General features: G+C 39.3%; 17 protein-coding genes. All 17 read left to right on the top strand.

What is annotated here, in order from left to right; translation table 11 throughout:
* Nucleotides 1–12 precede the first annotated feature (12 nt).
* The 17 genes from H5S39_RS08430 (at nt 13) to alaS (ending at nt 23,373) form a co-directional block, all read left to right on the top strand.
* Nucleotides 13–861, top strand: coding sequence for an amino acid ABC transporter substrate-binding protein (locus tag H5S39_RS08430; RefSeq protein WP_182596667.1), 849 nt, complete (start codon nt 13–15; stop codon nt 859–861).
* A 298-nt stretch (nt 862–1,159) separates the two neighbouring features.
* Nucleotides 1,160–2,407, top strand: a complete 1,248-nt coding sequence (gene yfmF, locus H5S39_RS08425) for an EF-P 5-aminopentanol modification-associated protein YfmF (RefSeq protein WP_182596666.1) — start codon at nt 1,160–1,162, stop codon at nt 2,405–2,407.
* Nucleotides 2,408–2,411: 4 nt separating this feature from the next.
* Nucleotides 2,412–3,710 carry an EF-P 5-aminopentanol modification-associated protein YfmH gene (gene yfmH, locus H5S39_RS08420; RefSeq protein ID WP_182596665.1) on the top strand — a complete coding sequence of 433 codons (1,299 nt, stop codon included), beginning with the start codon at nt 2,412–2,414 and terminating at the stop codon, nt 3,708–3,710.
* Nucleotides 3,711–3,815: 105 nt separating this feature from the next.
* Complete coding sequence (locus H5S39_RS08415; protein WP_182596664.1) at nt 3,816–4,853, top strand: helix-turn-helix domain-containing protein; 1,038 nt, start codon at nt 3,816–3,818, stop codon at nt 4,851–4,853.
* 27 nt (nt 4,854–4,880) lie between these two features.
* A complete protein-coding gene (pgsA, locus tag H5S39_RS08410) occupies nt 4,881–5,468 on the top strand; it encodes a CDP-diacylglycerol--glycerol-3-phosphate 3-phosphatidyltransferase (RefSeq protein ID WP_182596663.1) in 588 nt (195 codons plus the stop codon).
* 115 nt (nt 5,469–5,583) lie between these two features.
* Nucleotides 5,584–6,831 carry a competence/damage-inducible protein A gene (locus H5S39_RS08405; RefSeq protein WP_182596662.1) on the top strand — a complete coding sequence of 416 codons (1,248 nt, stop codon included), beginning with the start codon at nt 5,584–5,586 and terminating at the stop codon, nt 6,829–6,831.
* Between the two features lie 90 nt (nt 6,832–6,921).
* The gene (gene recA, locus H5S39_RS08400; protein ID WP_182596661.1) at nt 6,922–8,001 is read left to right on the top strand and encodes a recombinase RecA; all 1,080 of its coding nucleotides are present in this window, start codon (nt 6,922–6,924) and stop codon (nt 7,999–8,001) included.
* Nucleotides 8,002–8,318: 317 nt separating this feature from the next.
* Nucleotides 8,319–9,872: a ribonuclease Y gene (rny, locus tag H5S39_RS08395; protein WP_182596660.1), complete on the top strand. Its 1,554-nt coding sequence runs from the start codon at nt 8,319–8,321 to the stop codon at nt 9,870–9,872.
* Nucleotides 9,873–10,028: 156 nt separating this feature from the next.
* Nucleotides 10,029–12,674 (top strand): DNA mismatch repair protein MutS, encoded by a 2,646-nt coding sequence (gene mutS, locus H5S39_RS08390; RefSeq protein ID WP_182596659.1) that lies wholly within the window; start codon nt 10,029–10,031, stop codon nt 12,672–12,674.
* Nucleotides 12,675–12,686: 12 nt separating this feature from the next.
* A complete protein-coding gene (mutL, locus tag H5S39_RS08385; protein ID WP_182596658.1) occupies nt 12,687–14,690 on the top strand; it encodes a DNA mismatch repair endonuclease MutL in 2,004 nt (667 codons plus the stop codon).
* A gap of 17 nt (nt 14,691–14,707) precedes the next feature.
* A complete protein-coding gene (ruvA, locus tag H5S39_RS08380; RefSeq protein WP_182596657.1) occupies nt 14,708–15,298 on the top strand; it encodes a Holliday junction branch migration protein RuvA in 591 nt (196 codons plus the stop codon).
* Nucleotides 15,299–15,312: 14 nt separating this feature from the next.
* Nucleotides 15,313–16,332, top strand: a complete 1,020-nt coding sequence (gene ruvB, locus H5S39_RS08375; protein WP_182596656.1) for a Holliday junction branch migration DNA helicase RuvB — start codon at nt 15,313–15,315, stop codon at nt 16,330–16,332.
* Between the two features lie 9 nt (nt 16,333–16,341).
* Complete coding sequence (locus H5S39_RS08370; RefSeq protein ID WP_182596655.1) at nt 16,342–17,421, top strand: tRNA-ribosyltransferase family protein; 1,080 nt, start codon at nt 16,342–16,344, stop codon at nt 17,419–17,421.
* Between the two features lie 80 nt (nt 17,422–17,501).
* Nucleotides 17,502–17,975, top strand: coding sequence for a preprotein translocase subunit YajC (yajC, locus tag H5S39_RS08365; RefSeq protein ID WP_182596654.1), 474 nt, complete (start codon nt 17,502–17,504; stop codon nt 17,973–17,975).
* 141 nt (nt 17,976–18,116) lie between these two features.
* Nucleotides 18,117–19,061, top strand: a complete 945-nt coding sequence (locus H5S39_RS08360; RefSeq protein WP_182596653.1) for a DHH family phosphoesterase — start codon at nt 18,117–18,119, stop codon at nt 19,059–19,061.
* A 26-nt stretch (nt 19,062–19,087) separates the two neighbouring features.
* On the top strand, nt 19,088–20,461 hold the full coding sequence (locus tag H5S39_RS08355) for a DEAD/DEAH box helicase (protein ID WP_182596652.1): 1,374 nt from the start codon (nt 19,088–19,090) through the stop codon (nt 20,459–20,461).
* Nucleotides 20,462–20,718: 257 nt separating this feature from the next.
* Nucleotides 20,719–23,373: an alanine--tRNA ligase gene (alaS, locus tag H5S39_RS08350; RefSeq protein WP_182596651.1), complete on the top strand. Its 2,655-nt coding sequence runs from the start codon at nt 20,719–20,721 to the stop codon at nt 23,371–23,373.
* Nucleotides 23,374–23,468 lie beyond the last annotated feature (95 nt).

The following is a 23,468-nucleotide window of genomic DNA, read 5'->3' as shown; positions in this document are numbered from 1 at the left end:
GAGGTAGCAGAAATGAAAAAAACTAAAATAATTTGGTTGCTTTTTCTGTTACTAGTTCCCGCAATGCTTCTTAGTGGTTGTGAAAGTGTCACTAAGCGTGCTGATACTCAAGATACATGGAATCGGATTGAAAAACGTAAACGTGTAATTGTGGGATTAGATGACAGTTTTGTTCCAATGGGTTTCCGCCAGAAAAATGGCAAGTTAGTGGGTTATGATGTTGACCTTGCCCGTGCTGTTTTTAAGCAGTACGGCATAAAAGTTGATTTTCAGCCAATTGACTGGTCAATGAAAGAGACGGAGTTGAAAAATGGAACGATTGACCTCCTTTGGAATGGTTATTCTGTTAACCCAAGTCGTGCTAAAAAGGTTGCCTTTAGTCGTTATTATTTAGAGAATCGGCAAATCCTAGTTACGAAGAAGAAAAGTAACATAAAAAATTTAAACGACATGACAGGGAAAACACTTGGGGTACAAAATGGTTCAACAGGGGTAACTGTTTTGGATGAAAAACCTAAGCTTTTAAAAGATAAGATAAAAAATCATACTCCAGTTCTATATGATACATTCCCCAATGCGTTCATTGACTTAAATGCTAATCGAATTCAGGGGATACTTATGGATGAGGTATACGCTAACTACTACATAAAGCACCAACCTAATAGTAGTTCTTATCGGACGTATGTTAGTAAAGAACTACCAGTAGAACATTTTGCGGTGGGGATGAGAAAAGGTGATAAAACACTAAAAAGAAAAATTAATGATGGACTTGGCAATCTTCAAAAGAATGGCGAGTTACGAAAACTTAACGAGAAGTGGTTTGGTCAGGATAGTAATTACCTTGGACCGGATAATAATTGATAAATGTTTTACAGGCTGGGTGAAAATGTGACTTTCTCCCAGCCTGATTTTCTAGTTAGCCCTTGAACAATACAGGGCAATCTAGATATGCATGGGTATTTTCTGGCAAATAGTAAAAAAAGAATAATTTTAAACTTGTTTTGCGATTATTTGCCAAAAATATGATGAATTTTCGCAATCGGTTTGTAATTTGTTCATATTTAACGTATCATTATTCAGTACGATAATGCGAACGAAACAAGGGCGCAGTTAGTAACTAATTGCTTGCTGCACTTTATATTGAAGGGAGAAAGAGAACGTGGATTTTAATCTTGCCCGTGGCGTGGATTTGCACATTATACCCACAAAACAATTTAAGATGAATCACGTCTTAATAGATTTTGCGACTCCGCAAACACCAACAAATGCTACAGCACGAAATTTATTGGCAAACCTATTAGAGACTAGTACGCATCGCTATCCGACACAGACAGCCTTAGCGCGTCAGTTGGCTGCCTTATATGGAGCGTATGTTAACTTATACGTTAATCGCCTCGGAAAAATGCATACGGTGCGTTTACGTGCAAGTTTCGTTAATAATCGTTTTGTTAACGAAGATTTATTTAAAAAGATAAGTGACTTAATAAGTGAGATGCTATTTCACCCACTAATTGATGATGGTGAGTTTGATGGTCCGACTTTTCGGATTCAATCTAATAATCTAAAAAGCACCATCAAATCATTGTATGATGATAAGCAATTTTTAGCTAATCAACGGTTGATGAGTTTATATTATCAGGATGATTCAGTTATGCGGATACCAAGTTTCGGACAGATAGCCGATCTTGATAAGTTAACTGCGAAGAGTCTTGTTTCGACATACCGGTCGATGATTGATCAAGATAAAGTAGATATTTTTGTGTTAGGAGACATTGATCCCCAATTAGTACAGGATGTATTTGGAAAATTACCATTTAAGGATAGGGCGATTACTAGTGGTTCACCATTATATCACCAGTTACCATATGACCAAGTGCAGAGAAAAACGGAATACCAACAAGTTAGTCAGGCAAAACTAAACTTGGCATATTCACTACCGATTTACTATCATGACCAGGACTATTATGCCGGGTTGGTATTCAATGGCCTTTTTGGAGGAACACCATACTCAAAACTATTTACTAACGTTCGAGAAAAAGCTAGTTTAGCTTATTATGCAGCTAGTCGTTTACTGCCATTTACCGGAATAGTAAGTGTTCAAACCGGTATTCAATCAAGTAATCAAGAAAAAGTGCAAGAGTTGATCCAGCAGCAATTACGGGAGATCCAACAAGGAGATTTCTCAACAGAAGTTTTAAAAGAGGTTCAGGATAGTTTAATTAACCAATACCAAGCTGGACATGATTTGGCAAGTAATATATTAGAACAGCGGTTAGTGGCAAAATTAGTTAACGAATCAAATAATGATTTTATTGCGGAAGTAAAGAAAGTTACTTCTGCGGACGTAGCACGTGTTGCAAAGCTAATGAAGCTTCAAGCAGTTTATTTATTAAGTGGTGAGAGATAATTACATGGATAGACAAGTTTATCAAAAATTTAACCAATCCATTTATCGTGAGGAATTGGCAAATGGGTTAAAGGTGCAATTGTTACCAATGGAGAGTTATCATAAGACGTATGCAATTATGACAACCGATTTTGGTTCAATTGATAATCACTTTATTCCCTATCAACAAAAAGATGCAATTACGGTACCGGATGGAGTTGCCCATTTTCTTGAACATAAAATGTTTGAAAAAAAAGATCATGATGCATTTGATCTTTTTGGTAAGCTAGGAGCTGATTCTAATGCTTTTACTAGTTTTACGCAAACAAGTTATCTTTTTTCTACAACGAGTAACCTCCATGAAAATCTGGATGTCCTATTAGATTTCGTTCAAGATCCGTATTTCACATCAAAAACTGTGAAAAAAGAACAGGGAATTATTGGCCAGGAAATTCAAATGTATGAAGATGATCCAAGCTGGCGGCTGTATCTGGGTGTCTTGGGTAATTTATATCCTAAAGACCCAATGCGGATTGATATTGCTGGGACTGTTGAATCGATTAGTCAAATTACTCCTGAAATCTTAATGGATACTTACAAGACTTTTTACCAGCCTTCCAATATGAACCTCTTCTTGGTCGGTCGGTTGGACCCGGAAGAAACGATGGCATGGATAAAACAAAACCAGCAGCAAAAAAACTTTGCACCTGCAGAAAAACCGCAACGGTTGTTTAAATTAAACGACCCAACTGCTCATGATGTCATTCCTTTTAGGTCGCTTACGATGGATATTGTTCGTCCTAAAGTTATGGTCGGCTTGCGAGGAACTGAACAATTTGATAACGGGAAAGATCGTTTACATTATAAATTAGCAATTGATTTACTATTAGATGTTTTATTTGATGATACGTCAGATAATTACCTGCGCTTGTATAATAATGAGACGCTTGATGATACATTTAGTTATAATTTTGAAATGCAACGCGGATTCCATTTTGCATACTTTAGCTCTGATACTGATCAGATGGAACGCTTTGCAGATGAGGTAATTGAGATCCTAGAAAGTGCTGATCAGCAGATTGAAGCAGCACGGACAAGATTTGAAGGGATCAAAAATGCTGAATTAGGACGGCTGATCGGCCTGCTTGACTCACCAGAGGCAATTGCTAACCGGTATGCAGGAGATCTTTTTGCTGGTGCTAATTTAATGGATGAGATTCAGATGCTTGAAACAATCACAATCGAAGACCTTTATCAGGTTGCCCAAAAGTTTATTATTCCTCAAGGTATCTCAGTGTATCAAGTGGTTCCTCAACACCAATAAACTTAACTTTTCTTATGGATTAATAATTATTAGCTAATTTATAGAAGTGAGCATGATATAATATCCAAGGGTAAAGAAAAGAAGAACGAAAATGGAGATAGAATAATGAGTGAGAACGAGAACGATCAAAAAAAACTTGAAATTGGTAAGATTTTACGAAAAGCGCGTGAAGAGAAAGGGTATACTCTTGATGACCTTCAACAGGTAACAAAGATTCAAAAGCGATATTTAATTGCTATTGAAGATGAAAATTTTGATGAACTTCCTGGTGACTTTTATGTTCGGGCATTCATTAAGCAGTATGCTAACATGGTTGGGTTAGATGGTAATGAACTTCTACAAAAATATGATGATCAATTACCAAAGACTAAAACTGAAGAATACTCTGATCATTTAGCACAGGCAGTAGAAACACGTGCAAGTCAACGAAAGACTGTTAGTGGTAGTGTTGATAAGGTTCGTAACTACATGCCGACAATTATTATTGCCTGTGTAATTGTGTTAGTGTTAGCAGCTATTTGGCTTACAGCGATCGCCCGTAACCATCGTGACTCTTCTACAAGAATTGATAATAGCTCGGTTTCTGTTTCTGGAGAAAGTCGTAAGAAAGCATCGGCATCTTCAAAAAAGAAGAACACTAAGCAAAGCAAATCTAAAGCAATTAAACTCCAAGAAGCACCAAACCGTAATGATACTAGTGTTACCTATACTGCTGACCAATTAAACGCAGACACAAGTTTACATATTGAGACGAGTGATCGTTCATGGATGCAGGTACGGGCAAATAATAATACCCTATTGAATAGAACGCTTAATAACAATGAAAAGACTGATTTAAAGATTGGTCGCGATACGACTTCATTAGTAATTACAATTGGTAATGCACGTGCAACTAAGATGAAGATCGGCAATCAAAATATTGATTTTACTGGTAATGGACGTTACCAAAATACACGAAATGTAACAATCAATTTTGGTAAGAATCAATCAAGCAGCAGTACTTCGAGCCAGTCGTCAAGTGAACCAAATAACCAATCTTCATCACAGGCTAGTCAATCCAATAATGCTACGCGGCCTTCAAATGCAAACAATGCACGGCCACAGACTAATGCTAGTCGGGCAAGCAGTCAGCCTGCTCGCTAGTCTGCTTTGTTAAAGGAGTTGTAGATTTTGAATTTACCTAATAAATTAACAGTTGTTCGTTTGATTATCATTCCTTTCTTTCTATTGTTGATGGTGTTACCATTACAGGGCTGGGGAGCCGTAAGCTTTCTTGGGGCGACAATCCCGGTTGCGCAATTAATTGCAGCTATTTTATTTATTGCAGCTACAATTACCGATAACCTTGATGGACGAATTGCCCGTCGTGACCATTTAGTAACTAATTTTGGTAAGTTTACGGATCCGCTAGCAGATAAATTATTAGTAATGACTGCTTTTATTGTTTTAACTGGTAACGGTGTGGTGCCATCATGGGTAACGGCAATTATTATTTGGCGTGAATTATCTGTTACAGGTCTTCGGCTGTTGTTAGTTGAACAAAATGGGGTTGTTCTTGCGGCAAAGATGCCGGGTAAGATAAAAACGACTACTCAATTTATTGCGATTATTTTCTTACTACTAAACAATGTTGTTTTTGCAATGTGGAATATTCCGTTTGGTCAAATTATGTTATATATTTGTCTGTTCTTCACAATTTATTCTGGTGTAGATTACTTTATTCAAGGTCGTAGTGTTTTTTCTGACGGATTTAAATAGTTTAATGATGCTTGTAGTTGGGTGATATCTGACTACAAGTTTTTTATTCCAAATTTTTTTATTTTAGTGAAAATCGCTATAATTTACGTATATATATTAATAGGGGTGAAATTTGATGGATGCAGAAATCATTTCGGTTGGAAACGAACTAGTCTTAGGTCAAATTACTAATACCAATGTGGCTTATTTAGCGGCTAAGCTTACTCAGTTAGATCTTACTGCAACATACCAGACAACAGTTGATGATGACCGGATTCGACTGGAGCGAGTAATCAATCATGCGTTGACGCGGTCGCAGTTAGTATTTGTTTGTGGTGGATTAGGACCGACGACTGATGATATTACGATGCCCACTGTTGCTGCAACTATGGGAGTAAGTCTCCAGACAGATCAGCGACATTGGAAATGGATACAAGAAAAGTTTAACCAGCGTCAAATAAGTATGGAACCGGAAAATATCCGTCAGGCAAAATACCTTGTAGGAGGTGAACCATTAGCAAATCCGGTTGGCCTTGCACTAGGATGCTGGTATGAGACGGGTGGAAAAGTAATTGTTGTCTTGCCAGGGCCACCAGCAGAATTTAAGGCAATGGTCGACAAAAGTTTACTGCCAAAACTTCAGGATTATTATCATACTGAAAAGCAAATAATTAGCAGGACGTTAAATTTTTTAGGACGACCAGAATCACAATTAATGGATGAAATCGCAACGGTAACAAAAAATGAAAAGGCAGTTGTCATTACGTCATACGTTCAGCCAACGGCCATTCAGGTACGACTAACTGTTCGTGACCTTCCATTTGAAGAGGCCAACCAACGAATTGACCGTGTACAAGCAGCAATTTTGCAGGTTGAAGAACCATACTTTTTTGGGGTTGGCGATAATCTTACACTTGCAGAAGTAGTTGTTAATTTATTAAGAGCGCGGCACTTAAAATTAACAGCTGCGGAGAGTTTAACGGGTGGCTTATTCCAGAGTACTGTTTGCTCAGTTCCAGGAGCATCTAATGTTTTCGACGGGGGCTTTGTTACATACGCAGCAAGTGCGAAAGAGAAACTATTGGATATTCCTGCTATGCTTATTAGTAAACATGGGGTGGTAAGTTCAGAAACTGCCGCTGCAATGGGCGAGGGCTGCCGGGAAAAGTTCCACGCTGATATTGGAATTGGCTTTACAGGTGTTGCCGGTCCTGATTCGCTTGAGGGGCAACCTGCAGGAACGGTTTGGATTGGCTTAGCAATTAAAGGCCGACCGACTGTCACCCGTCAGCTTCATCTTGCAGCATATATTGGACGCCAAGCAATTCGAACATTGAGTGTTCAATATGGGTTACAGATGATTTATCGTGAATTAAAAAACTAAAACGAACTTTTGTTCAGTTTTTTCTTGTTTTTTTTGTTAAAACTGTTATTATTAGTTATCGGATATTCCGTAAAAAAGGAGGAATTTGATTTGGCTGACCAACGAAAAGCAGCATTGGACGTTGCAATCAGAAAGATCGAAAAGAACTTTGGAAAAGGTTCGATTATGCGTATGGGTGATGCGACAGATATGAAGATTGCTTCGATCTCTAGTGGATCATTAGCGATTGACAAGGCACTTGGTATCGGTGGGTACCCACGTGGACGGATTGTTGAGATTTATGGCCCAGAAAGTTCTGGTAAGACGACAGTTGCCTTACATGCTGTTGCTGAGGTGCAGCGGCAAGGGGGGACAGCTGCTTATATTGATGCTGAAAATGCTTTAGATCCCCAATATGCTGAAGCATTAGGAGTTAATATTGATGACTTACTTCTCTCTCAGCCTGATAGTGGTGAAGAAGGACTAGAAATCGCCGATGCCTTGATTTCTAGTGGAGCTGTTGACCTAGTAATTGTTGATTCAGTGGCAGCATTGGTTCCTCGAGCAGAAATTGATGGTGATATGGGTGATGCCCATGTTGGTTTGCAAGCTCGTTTGATGTCTCAAGCACTTCGTAAACTATCTGGTGAGATTAATAAAACAAAGACAATTGCCATTTTTATTAACCAGATTCGGGAAAAAGTTGGGGTAATGTTTGGTAACCCTGAGACTACTACTGGTGGACGGGCACTTAAGTTTTATTCCACTATTCGGATGGAGATTCGCCGTGCTGAACAAATCAAAAATGGAACGGATGTTGTTGGAAATAAGGCAAAAGTAAAAATTGTAAAAAACAAGGTTGCGCCACCATTTAAACGGTGTGAAGTTGACATTATGTACGGCGAAGGAATTTCTAAGACTGGTGAGTTATTAGATATGGCCGTTGAAAATGACCTAGTTGATAAGAGTGGTGCTTGGTATTCATATGGTAGCGAACGAATTGGTCAGGGACGTGAAAATGCTAAGAAATGGTTAAAAGAACACCCTGATAGCATGAACGAATTAATGGATAAGGTTCGCGTTGCTAATGGGATGGAACCATTAAATAAGAATGCCAAAACAACCGCCGAAGAAAAGAAAGAAAAAGGCGAAAGTAAACAAGAAACAATTGAAGAGGCAAGTAAAAAATAGCTAATTTATGCGTTGAAACTATTAGGTATGAACAAAAACTAGCTTATTTAGATAGTTAGATGTAAACAAGGGCCCAAGTATTTGGAGTTTTTCAAGTATTTGGGCTCGTTTATATACAAGACTGTAACAGTTTTAATGATAAAGTCTTATAAGTTAACACTTTTCATTTGTTTAGTAAATTATACGAATTGCTAAATTCAACAGTTGACACCATAGTGTGGCAAGCTTAAAATTTAACTTGTGTGATGTTTTTGCATGACACGGTAAAATTAATTTACTCATACCAACAACATGATAGTTGAAGCGGAGGTGAAATAATGAACTTATTAATATTCGCCGCGCTTGCTATGGTTATCGGAATTATTGTTGGCTATGTAATTCGTAAGGTTTCATATGAAAAACAAGTTGCAGAAGCACATAATGATGCTAAAGGTATTATTTCTAAAGCAAAACAAGATGCAGCAACGGCGAAAAAAGAGGCAATCCTTGAGGCAAAAGAAGAGAGCCATCAATATCGGGAACGAGTTGAAGATGAACTTAAGCAACGCCGAAATGAGGTTCAACGGCAAGAAGATCGCTTATTACAACGTGAGAGTTCTTTAGACCATAAGGATAGTGCACTCGAAAAACGTGAAAGTGCTGTTGGAGTTCGTGAAAGAAAACTAGATCAAGAAAAAGAGCAATTACAACAGTCAAAGAAACAAGCAAAAGAGTTAATTGATCAACGAAAACAAGAAGTTGAAAAGGTTGCTCAGATGTCTCAAGAAGATGCTAAACAGTTATTATTATCTGAAGTAAAAGAACAATTAAAGACTGAACGAGCAGTGATGATTCGTGATAGTGAACAAGAGGCTGAACTTGCAGCAGAACGTAATGCTAAAAAACTAATTGTTGAGGCAATTCAGCGGAGTGCTGCAGATGTTGTTTCAGAGACAACAGTTTCGGTTGTAAATCTTCCTAATGATGAGATGAAGGGTCGTATTATTGGTCGTGAAGGTCGTAATATTAGGACTCTAGAGACATTAACCGGAATTGATTTAATCATTGATGATACTCCTGAAGCGGTTGTGTTGAGTGGCTTTGATCCTGTTCGTCGTGAAATTGCAAAGATCGCGCTTGAAAAGTTAATTCAAGATGGTCGGATTCATCCTGCGCGGATTGAAGAGGCAGTTGATAAAGCACGCAAACAAATGGATACGCAATTGCGTGAAACTGGGGAACAAGCGTTATTTGATTTGGGAATTCATTCGATGCATCCTGACCTTATTAAGACGGTTGGGCGAATGAAATATCGGACAAGTTATGGTCAAAATGTTTTAGATCATTCAATTGAAGTTGCTAAATTAGCTGGAATTATGGCTGCTGAACTCGGTGAAGATGTGACATTAGCAAAGCGTGCAGGACTTTTGCATGATATTGGCAAAGCAATTGATCATGAGGTTGACGGTTCGCACGTTGAGCTTGGTGTTGAATTAACGCGGAAGTACAAAGAAAATAAAGTAGTTATTAACACAATTGCTTCTCACCATGGTGATGTTCCGGCTACTTCTGTTATTGCTGTCTTAGTTCAAGCTGCAGATGCAATTTCTGGTGCACGGCCTGGTGCGCGGAGTGAATCATTAGAGCAGTATATTCAACGTTTAAAGAAACTAGAAGGCATAGCAAACAGTTACGATGGTGTCGACCATAGTTACGCAATTCAGGCTGGTCGAGAACTTCGTGTAATTGTAAAGCCAAAGAAGATTTCTGATCTGCAAGCATCAACTTTGTCGCATGATATTAAGCACAAAATTGAAAAGCAATTAGAATATCCAGGTCATATTAAAGTTACTGTTATACGAGAAGTTCGGGCGGTTGATTATGCTAAATAAGCTGAATTTTTAGTTTCCATAAAGAGGCTGGGTACGCACTACAGTCTCTTTATTATTTTAAAATTAAGAAACTTGCGTGAAACTAATACAGAAAATATAATTAGTTTATGCAATTTTTAGAACGAATAGATCAAAATTACTAACGGGGTGAAATTAGTGGCAAAAAAAACAACACCAATGATGGAACAATATCAAAAAGTAAAGGATCAGTATCCAGATGCTTTTTTATTTTACCGTCTTGGTGATTTTTATGAGCTATTTAATGATGATGCAGTTAAAGGAGCACAACTATTAGAATTAACGTTAACTACTAGAAACCACAGTGCTAAAAATCCGATTCCAATGTGCGGAGTTCCCCATCGAGCAGTTAATAACTATATCGATATTTTAATTGATAAGGGATATAAAGTTGCAATCTGTGAGCAAATGGAAGATCCTAAAAAGGCCAAAGGGATGGTAAAGCGAGCGGTTACTAGACTGATAACCCCGGGAACGCAAATGGATCTTAATGGAGAACAAGCGCGTGATAATAACTATTTAGCGGCAGTGAGTCAGCAAGAAGGAAAATTTAACCTTGCTTACACCGACTTATCAACGGGAGAATTGAAGACTACCACACTTGCAAGTACTAACGAACTAATCAATGAGTTAGTGAACCTGCAGAGTAAAGAAGTCGTTGTTGATGGTGATCTGTCGTCACAGTTGACCACACAATTCAAGCAGCGAAATATTCTTCAATCACATCAGCCAACAATCTTAAAAAATGCAGAAATAAGCTATCTTACGCAAGATCTTGAAGCAAGCGCCCAACAACATGTAGTTGCACTATTAGTATCATACTTATTAACAACCCAGAAACGTTCACTTGCGCATATGCAAAAGGCAATCTCATATCAGCCAAGCTCTTTTATGAAGATCGACCATTACTCTAAAACAAACCTCGAATTAATGACAAATATGCGGAGTGGCAAGCGTCAAGGGACATTAGCATGGCTCTTAGATGAAACAAAGACCGCAATGGGAAGCAGGTTACTAAAACGGTGGATTGACCGTCCGTTGATCGATCCAACAGCAATTGGTGAACGACAAGACAAGGTACAGGAATTACTAGATCATTATTTTGAACGGAGTAATTTACAACAAGAGTTAATCAAAGTATATGATCTTGAACGTTTAGCAGGTCGTGTTGCCTACGGAAGTGTTAGTGGTCGTGACCTAATTCAATTAAAAACTTCTCTGCAACAGGTACCTAAAATAAAATATGTTTTAGAAACGCTTGATTCGCCGGTGTTTGAAGAATTACAAGGAAAACTTGACCCGTTAAGCGATGTTGCTGAACTGATTGAGCGGTCAATTGTTGAAGAGCCGCCAATTGCTATCACGGATGGTGGTGTAATTAAGGATGGGTATAATGACCAGCTTGACCAGTACCGCGATGCAATGAACAATGGAAAGCAATGGATTGCAGATATGCAAGAACGCGAACGGAAGTTAACTGGTATAAATAATCTTAAAATTGGTTATAACCATGTTTTTGGCTATTATATTGAGGTAACAAAGGTAAACCTTGATAAATTGCCACAGGATCGTTACGAACGGAAACAGACATTAGTTAATGCCGAACGTTTTTCTACTCCTGAATTAAAGGAAAAAGAAGCATTGATAATGGGCGCCCAAGAGAAATCGACCGCATTAGAGTACGATCTCTTTGTAAAGATTCGTGAACAGGTTAAAGCACAGATTAAGCGATTGCAAAATCTTGCTCAGCAACTGGCTGAATTAGACGTTTTGCAAAGTTTTGCAGTTGTTAGTGAAGATTACCATTTTGTTCGTCCAAAAATGAATACGGGACACTCACTAAAGATAAAGGATGGGCGTCACCCAGTTGTTGAAAAATTTATGGGCCACCAAGAATACGTCCCTAATGATGTTATGATGGATGATAAGACTGATATTCTTCTTATTACTGGGCCTAATATGTCCGGTAAGAGTACTTATATGCGTCAGCTAGCTTTAATTGCAGTAATGGCACAAATTGGATGTTTTGTTCCAGCACAGTCTGCGGAATTACCAATTTTTGACCAGGTATTTACTAGAATTGGTGCTGCCGATGATTTAATTTCTGGTGAGAGTACGTTTATGGTTGAAATGATGGAAGCTAATAATGCATTGATGCATGCGACCGATCGGAGTTTAATTTTATTTGATGAAATTGGACGTGGAACCGCTACTTATGATGGAATGGCACTTGCTCAAGCAATAATTGAATATGTTCACAGTCATGTTCGGGCAAAAACATTATTCTCTACGCACTACCATGAGTTAACAGCATTAGAAAATAGTCTTGAACACTTAAAAAATGTGCATGTTGGTGCAACTGAAAAAAATGGTGAATTAGTATTTTTGCATAAAGTAAGCGCTGGTCCAGCTGACAAATCTTATGGTATTCATGTGGCAAAATTGGCGGGGATGCCAACATCATTACTAAAACGAGCTGATGTTATTTTACAAAAATTAGAACAAAAAGATGTTAAATTGCCATCACTATCAGAACAAAAACCTAGTAATTACCATGCAGAACCAATTTCAGCAAAGGTAAGTGAACCGGTTAAGAATGAGGAAGAAGATGCTCCAAAAGTCGAGCAGAATGGACAGCTTGAATTATTTGAACCACCAGTTGCTAAGAGCAAGTCCAGTGTTGACCGGCGGATTATTCATCAATTAAAAGAACTCAATTTGATGGGGATGACGCCAATGGATGTAATGAACCAAATATATAAGTGGCAGCAAAAATTGAAATAGGAGTGAGAATCAATGGGAAAAATCCATGAATTGGATAATGTACTGGCGAATCAAATAGCTGCTGGTGAAGTAATTGAACGTCCAGCCTCTATTGTTAAGGAGCTAGTCGAAAATTCACTTGATGCTCATAGTCACCGAATTGATATTATTGTTGAAAATGCTGGCCTAGATAGTGTTCGGGTAATTGATGATGGTGACGGAATTGCTAAAGAAGATGTCGCCGTTGCCTTTCGTCGCCACGCAACCAGTAAAATTAGTTCGCAACACGATTTATTTAAGGTTCAGACGATGGGGTTTCGTGGAGAAGCATTACCAAGTATTGCTTCAGTTGCAGATGTAACGTTGACAACGGCACAGGCTGAACAAAATGAAGGTACAATGATTCACATCCGTGGTGGTAAAACGCTAGTAACCAAGCCGGCGCCCGCACGACAAGGAACAGATATTAAGGTGACCGACCTTTTCTTCAATACGCCTGCGCGGTTAAAGTACCTTAAGTCTCCACAAACCGAATTAGCGCGAATAACAGATATTGTTAACCGACTTGCGCTTGCTAATCCAGCAGTAGCGTTTAGTTTTACACACAATGGTCGTGAATTATTTCGATCAGCTGGAAATGATAATCTTCAACAGGTAGTAGCTGCTATTTATGGGGTGAAAGCAGGGCGAAAAATGCTAGCGATACAAGGTGAAGATAATGATTTTAGGATTAACGGGTATGTATCTTTACCTGAATTAACCCGTGCGTCACGTCAATATATTACAATAACTATCAATCACCGGTATATTCGGAATTTTGAACTGACAAAGGCAATTATTCAAGGCTATGAATCAAAATTAATGGTTGGTCGTTATCCCTTGGCAGTGGTTAATATTGATTTGGATCCCGTATTAGTTGATGTTAATGTTCATCCTGCGAAGCGTGAAGTTCGTTTAAGTAAGGAACAACAATTAACTCACCTGCTTTCACAAACTATTCGTAAACGTATTTCAGTTGAAAATTTAATTCCAGAAGTAGATGCAAATCAGTTTATTCCTAATGAAGATGACATTGCCAATTTAGACCGCCGTTTAAAAGAAGCGGCACCAACTTATCACGCTGCTCCTGAGTCAGCGGTGGCAGCAAAAGAAGAAGTGGCTGCAAATAATAATAACTTAGGCGCTCAGAGTCCAGCCCAAGCCGACGCTAATGACAGCGAATTAGTTGCACCAATTGTGATTCATGATGTTACCGATTTAAATAACTCTTTAATGCAGGAGTTTGATAAGCGATATCAAAATGAAAGTGGTGTTTCATTATTTTCAACGGAACCCGCAAGTACAGGTAAAGTAAAAAAAGCGAAGAATATTGAATTAGATGTTCATGACAAGTCTGACAAAGCAACGCGCCGCTTCCCTGAGCTTCAATACATTGGTCAGCTTCAAGGAACCTTTTTGCTTGCTCAAGCGGGTGATGGCCTTTATATTGTTGACCAACATGCTGCCCAAGAACGGATAAATTATGAGTATTACCGAAAGAAGATTGGGGAGGTTAGTGCAGACCAGCAAAATTTTTTAGTACCACTAGTATTAAATTATTCAACGGTTGATGCACTAACAATCACACAACACTTGGATATATTAACAGCGGTAGGGATCAACTTAGAACCTTTTGGACAAAATAGCTTTATTCTTCGCTCGCACCCGACTTGGTTTAAGGAGGGACAAGAAGAGGATACCGCAAAGGAAATGATTGATTGGTTAATTAAAAATGGTAAATTGACGGTTCGGGAATTTCGGATGAAAACAGCTATTATGATGAGCTGTAAAAGAGCAATTAAGGCCAACCATCACCTAGATCAACGGGAGGCTAAGGCTTTATTAGCGAGGTTACCACAATGTGAAAATCCATTTAATTGTCCTCATGGCCGTCCTGTGACCGTTCATTTTAATGACCAAGATCTGGAAAAAATGTTTAAGCGAATTCAAGATTCTCATGAACCATATGCTGATGATTTTGATGATCATGATTTTTAATTTAAGGAGGAACAGTCTTGTACGAATATTTAACCGGGACTATTACAGTTGTTACCCCCCAATATATTGTTGTTGATGTAAATGGAGTTGGCTATAAATTATTAGTTGCTAATCCTTATCGGTACCAAGAAAATACTGAACAGACAGTTAAAGTGTATGTTTATCAGGCAGTGCGGGATGATGATATTTCATTGTTTGGCTTTATCGATCAAGAAGAAAAGCAATTATTTATGAAACTTATTAATGTTTCGGGAATTGGGCCTAAGAGTGCGCTGGCAATTTTAGCTAATCCTGATCATCAAGGACTTGTTGATGCAATAACTAATAATAATATTGCTTATTTGACAAAATTCCCTGGGATTGGTAAGAAAACCGCCTCACAGATTGTCCTCGATCTTCGTGATAAATTAGCAAAAGAATCGACCGGGACATTATTTGCTGCGGGTCAGGACGCAACAGTTAATGATGAATTAAAAGATGCACTGGATGCATTAGCTGCTTTAGGCTATAAGGAACGTGATATTAAAAAGGTACAGAAAAGTTTGATTAAAGAAGATCAAATGGCGACGGACGAATACTTACGTCATGCATTACGTTTGCTTAACTAGGAGGTGTAGTAGTCGTGGAAAAAGATCATGGGGTTTTATCTGACCACTCAGCCGGGATAGAAGAGCACGAAATTGAAACGACTCTTCGTCCACAACGGTTAAGCGAGTATATTGGTCAACCGAAGATTAAACATGAATTAGAAGTTTATATCAAGGCAGCCCAAGCGCGTGAAGAAGCACTAGACCATGTCTTGCTTTATGGGCCTCCCGGATTGGGAAAAACGACTTTAGCGATGGTAATTGCAAATGAAATGGGGGTAAATATCAAAACAACCAGCGGCCCCGCGATTGAAAAGCCTGGCGATCTTGTTGCATTACTTAACGAGTTAAAACCAGGTGATGTATTATTTATTGATGAAATTCATCGTTTGCCGAAAGTCGTGGAAGAAATGCTTTACTCGGCAATGGAAGATTATTATATTGATATTGTCATTGGGGAAGGGCCAACCGCCCACCCGGTTCATTTCCCGTTACCACCTTTTACGTTGATTGGCGCAACAACCCGTGCTGGAATGCTGTCAGCACCGTTACGCGATCGTTTTGGAATTGTTGAACATATGAATTACTATACCCAGGATGAATTAACCAAGATTATTTTCCGTTCTGCCAAAATTTTTCGTACTAACATTCAAGACGAGGGAGCACATGAATTATCCTTACGTTCACGAGGAACGCCGCGAATCGCCAATCGGCTGTTAAAACGAGTTCGCGATTTTGCTCAGGTGGCCGGTAAACAAAGTATTGATTCCGCAATTGTAAAACAAGCATTAACCCTTCTCCAAGTTGATGATCATGGACTGGATGAAATTGATCGGAAAATGTTATTGACTATGATTAACTTTTACCATGGAGGACCGGTTGGCTTAAAAACAATTGCCGCAAATATTGGTGAAGAGACTAATACAATTGAAGAAATGTATGAACCATACCTACTACAAATTGGGTTTATTAGCCGAACTCCACGTGGACGCCTTGTGACCCCGGCTGCTTACGATCATTTAGGTATTGCCTATCCAACAGATAAAAAACAATAGGGGAATATGATGAGTACTTTAGAATTCTTTATTAATGACATGGCCGAAAATGCCCGGACGGGGACGCTAAAGATTAATGGTCACTTGGTAAAAACACCTGCTCTTGTTCAAACAGGAGCTGAACTGACTAAATTAACACCTTTTGAAGTAAGTCAAGCAGGTACTACAATTGTTAAAATTAATGGGTTGGCGTGGTGGCTAAAGTATGGAGAAAAGCTTTCTGAAATTGGCGACCTTCACCGTTTATACCAATGGAATGGTTTATTATTGGTAGATTTACAGACTGATTATGCCTATCAATTAGCCAAGCCTCGTGGTAAAAAGCAGGATGGTGTTCGCTTTCATGATCCTAAAACAGGGCAATTAAAGTTTTGGCAGCCTGAAACAGCCTTAAGGGTTCAAGAAATACTTGGTGCTGATATATTACAGAGTTTTAATCGTGCGGATGATTATTACGCTCCAGTTGATGACCTGGCCGTGGGAGTTGATCAAACACAGGCATGGTTAGAAATAAATAGAAGCGTTGCAGGGATGACCTTGGGGACTGTTGTAGGCGGCGGCTTGAAAAAACTACGAAAGAATAGTATTAAGGCAGTTGCTGCTAATAACCTTGCTGGCTATCAAATTAGTGGAATTCCTGCGACACTTAGTAATCAGGAATTCATCCGGATTATTAATGAAGTTCTTACAATGCTACCTAGTAATCAACCACGATACCTCCCGACATCAACGACCCTTGCGCAGCTGATAATTGCTGTTTTAGCGGGAGTTGATTTGATTGATAGTAATTTGGCAGCAAAAAAGGCAGCAAAGGGAATAGCGTTAGTTGGTGAAAATTTAGAATCGCTTCATTTAGGCCGGCAACATTTTAGCTTTGATAAACAGCCAATTGAACCTGGATGTGATTGTCCCGTTTGTCAGAGTGGATATTCGCGGGCATTAATCCATAGCTTAATAATTGATGGTAAGTTTTGGGGTGAACAACTACTTCTTCGACATAATCTTTTTGCATTAAATAAAATGATGACTAACTTTCGACAAGCAATCGCAAGTCAACAAATTAAAAGTTTTATTCAAGAATTGTTATAGAATCATTAGAGGATATGGCTTTTTAAACTAAAGTTTGTTAAAGTTAATGTTAGTTATCTTTTTGAAGGGATGGATAGACTGTGAATAGCTTAAATGGTTTTGTCCTCGGTGCTGCTTCTAATAATGCAAGTGGCTACTCAGGCATTATTTTAATTATCTTAATGGTTGCGTTAATGTATTTCTTTATGATTCGTCCACAACAGAAACAACGGAAAGAACACCAGGAAATGATGAATGAATTACATCCAGGTGATGAAGTTGTTACAATTGGACGGATGCATGGTAAGATTGATTCGATTAATAAGGCAGACCGGACTGTAACGCTGGATTGTGAGGGAATTTACCTTACCTTTGACATGGTAGCAATTGCCCGTGTTATTAAACGTGCTGGTAGTGAGACAGTAGCTAGCGCTAGCGACGCGGCACAGAGTACAGCCGCACCAGTTAGCACAGCTGCTGAGAGTACAGCTGACCCTGCAAGCAGTGTAGCTGAATCAAGTGCTGACGAGGCTGCCTCAACTGCTAGTGAACCTAAGGATAGCGAAGAAAAATAATTTATTTAAAGCAGATGAAGATAATCGCAGAGTAGGCGAATATTTTCATCTTTTTTGTTGTATAAATCTTGGTTGTTAATCCCTTTTATTGCTATACTAGAAATTAATGTTAAATTTTATTCGGGTAAGGAGAATAGCATAATGGCAGATCCATTAATAGCAATTTTTGAACAAATCAAAAAATATAATAAGATAATAATTCATCGGCATCAGCGGCCTGATCCGGATGCCATTGGTTCACAAATCGGACTTGCGGAGATTTTACGTGCATCATTTCCCTATAAGCAGATATATGTAGTCGGAAAGCACATTCCGGGCTTTGACTGGATTGGTGAGATGAATGAAGTTGATAATGAAACGTTTGATGATGCTCTAGTTATTGTGACTGATACTGCTAATGCTCCGCGGATAGACGACCGTCGTTTTGATAATGGGGATGAATTAATTAAGATCGATCATCACCCTAACGATGAGCCATTCGGCGATATTATGTGGGTAAAGCCGGATGCATCTAGTTGTTCAGAAATGATTTATGATTTTTACCAACGTTTTTCGCAGGATTTGACCTTGCCGAAAAAGGCTGCTCATGCACTTTATGCTGGAATTATTGGTGATACGGGTCGTTTCCTCTATCCAGCGACTACTCCGCGGACGATGCTGGTAGCGGGGGCACTAATGGCAGCGGGTGCTAATGCTGCTGAGATTAGCCAGCATGAAAATGAAATTACCCTTCCGGTGGCCCGTTTATCTGCATATGTCTATCAAAACTTAACCATTCTTGATAGTGGAGCTGCCTATGTTGTTTTGACTAATGAAATTTTGGCAGAGTTTGGTTTGACAGAAGCAGGTACTTCGGCAATCGTTTCTTTACCTGGCCGAATCCATGACGTTACTGCATGGGCAATCTTTGTTGAACAAGAAGATGGCCACTATCGGATACGACTTCGTTCTAAGGGACCAACGATTAACGAATTGGCTAAGAAGCATGATGGGGGCGGTCACCCACTTGCTAGTGGAGCGAAGGCGCAAGATGAGGCAGAAATTAAACAAGTGATTAAGGAATTAGATCAGTTAGCCCAAGAGTAAGTTTGTAAAAGTGAAAGGAAAAGACAATGAGTAATAAAACTTTTGCTGATTTTCAGCTACAGCCGTACTTGCTGACAGCAATTCACAAAATAAATTTCCGGCAGCCAACACCAGTGCAACAACGGGTGATTCCTGTAATCATGGCTGGCCGAAGTGTCGTTGGTCAGTCGGCAACAGGTAGTGGGAAGACACATGCCTTTTTATTGCCGCTTTTTTCGAAGATTGATCCGGCTAGTCAATCAGTCCAAGCGGTAATTACAACCCCTAGTCGGGAGCTAGCATATCAAATTTATAGTGCAGCAAAACAATTAAATAAATATGCCTCCCATCCGTTAACAATTCATAATTATGTAGGTGGTACAGATAAGCAGCACCAGATTGAACAATTAAACCGAAAGCAACCCCAGTTAGTTATCGGGACACCGGGGAGGGTTTTAGACTTGATTAAGAGTCAAGCACTTGATATCCATACTGCAACGATGTTTGTTGTAGATGAAGCTGATATGACCCTTGATATGGGTTTCTTGCATGAAGTAGACCAGATTGCCAGCCATTTTCCAGAAAATTTACAAATGATGGTCTTTTCAGCAACGATTCCTCAAAAGCTGCGGCCATTTTTGAAAAAATATATGGAAAACCCGGTTGTTGAAGAAATCCCAACAGAGGCAGTAATTAACCCAGATGTTGATAACTGGCTGATGTCGACGAAGGGACAAGATAGGAATCAATTAATTTATCGGTTATTGACCCTTGGTGAGCCGTACCTTGCCTTAGTATTTGCTAATACTAAGGAACGAGCGGTTGAGTTAACTCAATATCTTGAGAGCCAAGGCTTGAAAGTAGCATTGATTCATGGTGGGCTTGAGGCGCGGCGCCGAAAGCGGACAATGCGACAGATTCGCGATCTTGACTACCAGTATGTCGTAGCAACTGACTTGGCAGCACGGGGAATTGATATTGATGGGGTATCATTGGTAATTAATGATGATTTACCAACTGATTTAGAATACTTTATTCACCGTGTTGGCCGGACAGGGCGCAATGGGATGAAGGGTACTGCTATTACCCTGTATGAACCAGCGGAAGATGATTTAATTGCAAAGTTAGAAGAACGGGGCGTTAAGTTTGTACCAAAGGAACTTCGTAATGGACAAATCGTTACAACCCATGACCGTAACCGGCGGAAACACTATAAACGCCGTCAAAATGAACTTGACCCATCAATGAAGGGGTATGTAAAAAAGACGAAGAAAAAGGTTAAACCGGGATACAAGAAACGGATTAAGAAAGCAATCAAAGAAGACGAGCAGCAAAAGCGAAAACTTGAGGTACGCCATAAAATTCGAAAGGCCAAACGTGCTCGCCAACGTCAACATCGCCGTGAGCGAAATTCCCGTTGATTTTAAAGTAATTGTTCGCTATAATATGACACGTTTGGGACATGCTAATACCACTAAAAGATTTCAGAGACAGTCAGGTTAGTGTGATGGCTGATTTTTCGGTAATAGTGCTCCCCATTCGGACAATTAGATAATTAACCTTGGGCAACCAAGAATAAAAGAGGTAAACGAATTCCATCGTTGCAAGCAGAGTGGTACCGCGTCAGTTTGGCGTCTCTGATCGCAATGGTGGTTTTTGTTTTAGAAAGGGCGATTTGATGAAAGAGTTAAAAAAGCTAAATAGTGCACAAATTCGGCGAATGTACTTAAAGTTCTTCGAAGAACATGGTCATAAAATTATGCCGAGTGCATCCCTAGTTCCAGTTAATGACCCGACATTACTGTGGATCAATTCTGGAGTTGCCACGATGAAAAAGTATTTTGATGGAAAAGTCGTGCCGGATAATCCACGGATGACTAGTTCGCAAAAGAGTATTCGGACAAATGATATTGAAAATGTTGGTAAAACAGCACGGCACCATACCATGTTTGAAATGCTTGGTAACTTTTCAGTAGGTGACTATTTTAAAAATGAAGTTATTCCATGGGCATGGGAGCTATTAACAAGTGATGATTGGTTTGGCTTTGATCCGGAACGGCTCTATATTACTTATTACCCTAAAGATCATGATGCCTATAATCGTTGGCGTGAAGTGGGAGTAGCTAAGGACCACTTAATTGCTGATGAAGATAACTTCTGGGATATTGGTCAAGGTCCGTCTGGTCCAGATACGGAAATTTTCTACGATCGGGGACAAGAGTTCAATAATTTAGCTGATGATGATCCAGAAAATTACCCTGGTGGTGAAAATGAACGGTACCTTGAAATCTGGAATATCGTGTTTAGTCAATTCAACCACACCCCCGAAGATACTTATGAACCATTACCACATAAAAATATTGATACGGGAATGGGCCTTGAACGGGTTGTTTCAATTTTTGAAAATGCACCGACAAACTTTGAAACCGACTTATTTATGCCGTTAATTAAACAAGCAGAAGCATTTAGCGGCACAAAGAAATATGGTGAGGATAAGGAAGACGATATCCAATTTAAGATTATCGCGGACCATATTCGGACAATTACCTTTGCAATTGGAGACGGAGCTTTACCATCTAATGTTGGTCGTGGCTACGTTATTCGTCGGTTACTTCGGCGGGCCGTTGTTGCCGGTAAGAAGTTAGGTATTGATGATCCATTCCTAGCCAAGATGGTTCCAACTGTTGGTAAGATTATGGAAGATTACTATCCAGATGTTTTGAAAAATGCTGATTATATTGCTTCGGTTATCAAGTCTGAAGAAGACCGGTTTAGTGCAACCTTAAACGGTGGATTAAACCTCTTGAATAATGTGATTGCAGAAGCAAAGGAAAATAAGACTAATGAAATTGATGGTCGCACGGCATTCAAGCTTTATGATACGTATGGCTTCCCAATTGAATTAACTAAAGAATATGCTGCTGATGAAGGGCTAACGGTTGACGAGCAAGGCTTCCAGGCTGCAATGACGGAACAACAAAATCGGGCACGAAATGCACGTGACATGGATAACGGAATGGGTGTTCAGACCGACTTGTGGACTGACTTTAAAGAAGCTAGCGAATACGTTGGTTATACTGACTTGACAGTTGATAATGCTAAGGTTATTGGTTTAGCCCATGACGGAAAGCAGGCAGATGAAGCTCAGCCGGGTGATCAAAATATTGAATTAATTTTTGACAAGACGCCATTCTACGCTGAAATGGGAGGTCAAGTTGCTGATACTGGTGATATTATCGACAACTATGGTAAAAAAGTTGGACGGGTAGTTGACGTTCAACACGCTCCAAACCAACAAAATCTTCATCGGGTAGAATTAACAGCACCAATTAAAAAGGGTGCCCGTTATAAGTTGGTTGTTGACCGAATTCGGCACTTAAAGATTGAAAAGAACCATACGGCAACTCACCTTCTTGACCAAGCCTTGCGCAATGTCCTCGGTGGTCATACCCAACAAGCTGGTTCATTAGTTGAGGAGCATTATCTTCGTTTTGACTTTAACCACTTTGGTCAAGTAACCGCTAAAGACTTGAAAGCAGTTGAGAAGATGGTTAATGAGCAAATTTGGAAAGAAATCCCAGTAAAGACTGTTGAAACGGATATTGATTCAGCTAAGGAAATGGGTGCAATTGCCCTCTTCTCTGATAAGTATGGGGATAAAGTACGCGTTGTTAAAATCGGTGACTTCAATACCGAATTCTGCGGTGGTGATCACGTTAAGAATACTAATGAACTTGGTCTCTTCAAGATCGTATCTGAAGGGGGCGTTGGTGCCGGTGTTCGGCGGATTGAAGCCGTAACTTCAAGCGATGCTTTCAAGTTCCTTCAAGATCGGGATGACTTGCTAACCCAGAGTGCAGCTAGCTTGAAAGTTTCACAAATTAAAGAGGTTCCTCACCAAGTCGAAACACTACAAGCAGAATTAAAAGAAGCTCAAAAACAAAATGAAGCACTTCAAGCAAAGATTGCTGCTCAACAAGCTAATAACGTCTTTGATAATATTCTGCAAACTAAAGCTGGTAACTTGATTGCTGCAGAAGTTCAAGTAGCAGGAATGGGTCAATTACGTCAATTAGCGGATACTTGGCGTGCAAAGAACCTATCTGATGTTTTAGTTTTAGCAACAGCTAATGATGGTAAGGTAAACTTACTAGTTGCTGTTAGTGATGATAAGGTAAAGGCCGGCTTAAAGGCTGGTGACTTAATTAAGGCAATCGCGCCGGCTATTAATGGTGGCGGAGGCGGCCGTCCTAATCTCGCACAAGCCGGCGGAAAGAACCCTGCTGGAATTAAAGATGCTTTAAGCCAAGCAAAAGAATATTTAGATAAATAGTATTAAGTTAACTAGACTTAGTAGGTGTTGCCTGCTAGGTCTATTTTCATATTACTGTTTACTTACAATTGACAAATGTAAATTGTGCTTTTAGC

Source organism: Limosilactobacillus rudii (genome assembly GCF_014145455.1).
Taxonomy (GTDB): Bacteria; Bacillota; Bacilli; order Lactobacillales; family Lactobacillaceae; genus Limosilactobacillus; species Limosilactobacillus rudii.
Note: the sequence above shows the minus strand (reverse complement) of the source record. Positions and strands in the feature narration are given on the sequence as shown.

What these genes read in the sequence shown, in the direction of transcription:
- mutL (WP_182596658.1), top strand. Translation starts at nt 12,687, where the DNA reads ATGGGAAAAATCCATGAATTGGATAATGTACTGGCGAATCAAATAGCT.
- H5S39_RS08355 (WP_182596652.1), top strand. Translation starts at nt 19,088, where the DNA reads ATGAGTAATAAAACTTTTGCTGATTTTCAGCTACAGCCGTACTTGCTG.
- H5S39_RS08360 (WP_182596653.1), top strand. Translation starts at nt 18,117, where the DNA reads ATGGCAGATCCATTAATAGCAATTTTTGAACAAATCAAAAAATATAAT.
- alaS (WP_182596651.1), top strand. Translation starts at nt 20,719, where the DNA reads ATGAAAGAGTTAAAAAAGCTAAATAGTGCACAAATTCGGCGAATGTAC.
- H5S39_RS08415 (WP_182596664.1), top strand. Translation starts at nt 3,816, where the DNA reads ATGAGTGAGAACGAGAACGATCAAAAAAAACTTGAAATTGGTAAGATT.
- H5S39_RS08405 (WP_182596662.1), top strand. Translation starts at nt 5,584, where the DNA reads ATGGATGCAGAAATCATTTCGGTTGGAAACGAACTAGTCTTAGGTCAA.
- H5S39_RS08370 (WP_182596655.1), top strand. Translation starts at nt 16,342, where the DNA reads ATGAGTACTTTAGAATTCTTTATTAATGACATGGCCGAAAATGCCCGG.
- rny (WP_182596660.1), top strand. Translation starts at nt 8,319, where the DNA reads ATGAACTTATTAATATTCGCCGCGCTTGCTATGGTTATCGGAATTATT.
- yfmH (WP_182596665.1), top strand. Translation starts at nt 2,412, where the DNA reads ATGGATAGACAAGTTTATCAAAAATTTAACCAATCCATTTATCGTGAG.
- H5S39_RS08430 (WP_182596667.1), top strand. Translation starts at nt 13, where the DNA reads ATGAAAAAAACTAAAATAATTTGGTTGCTTTTTCTGTTACTAGTTCCC.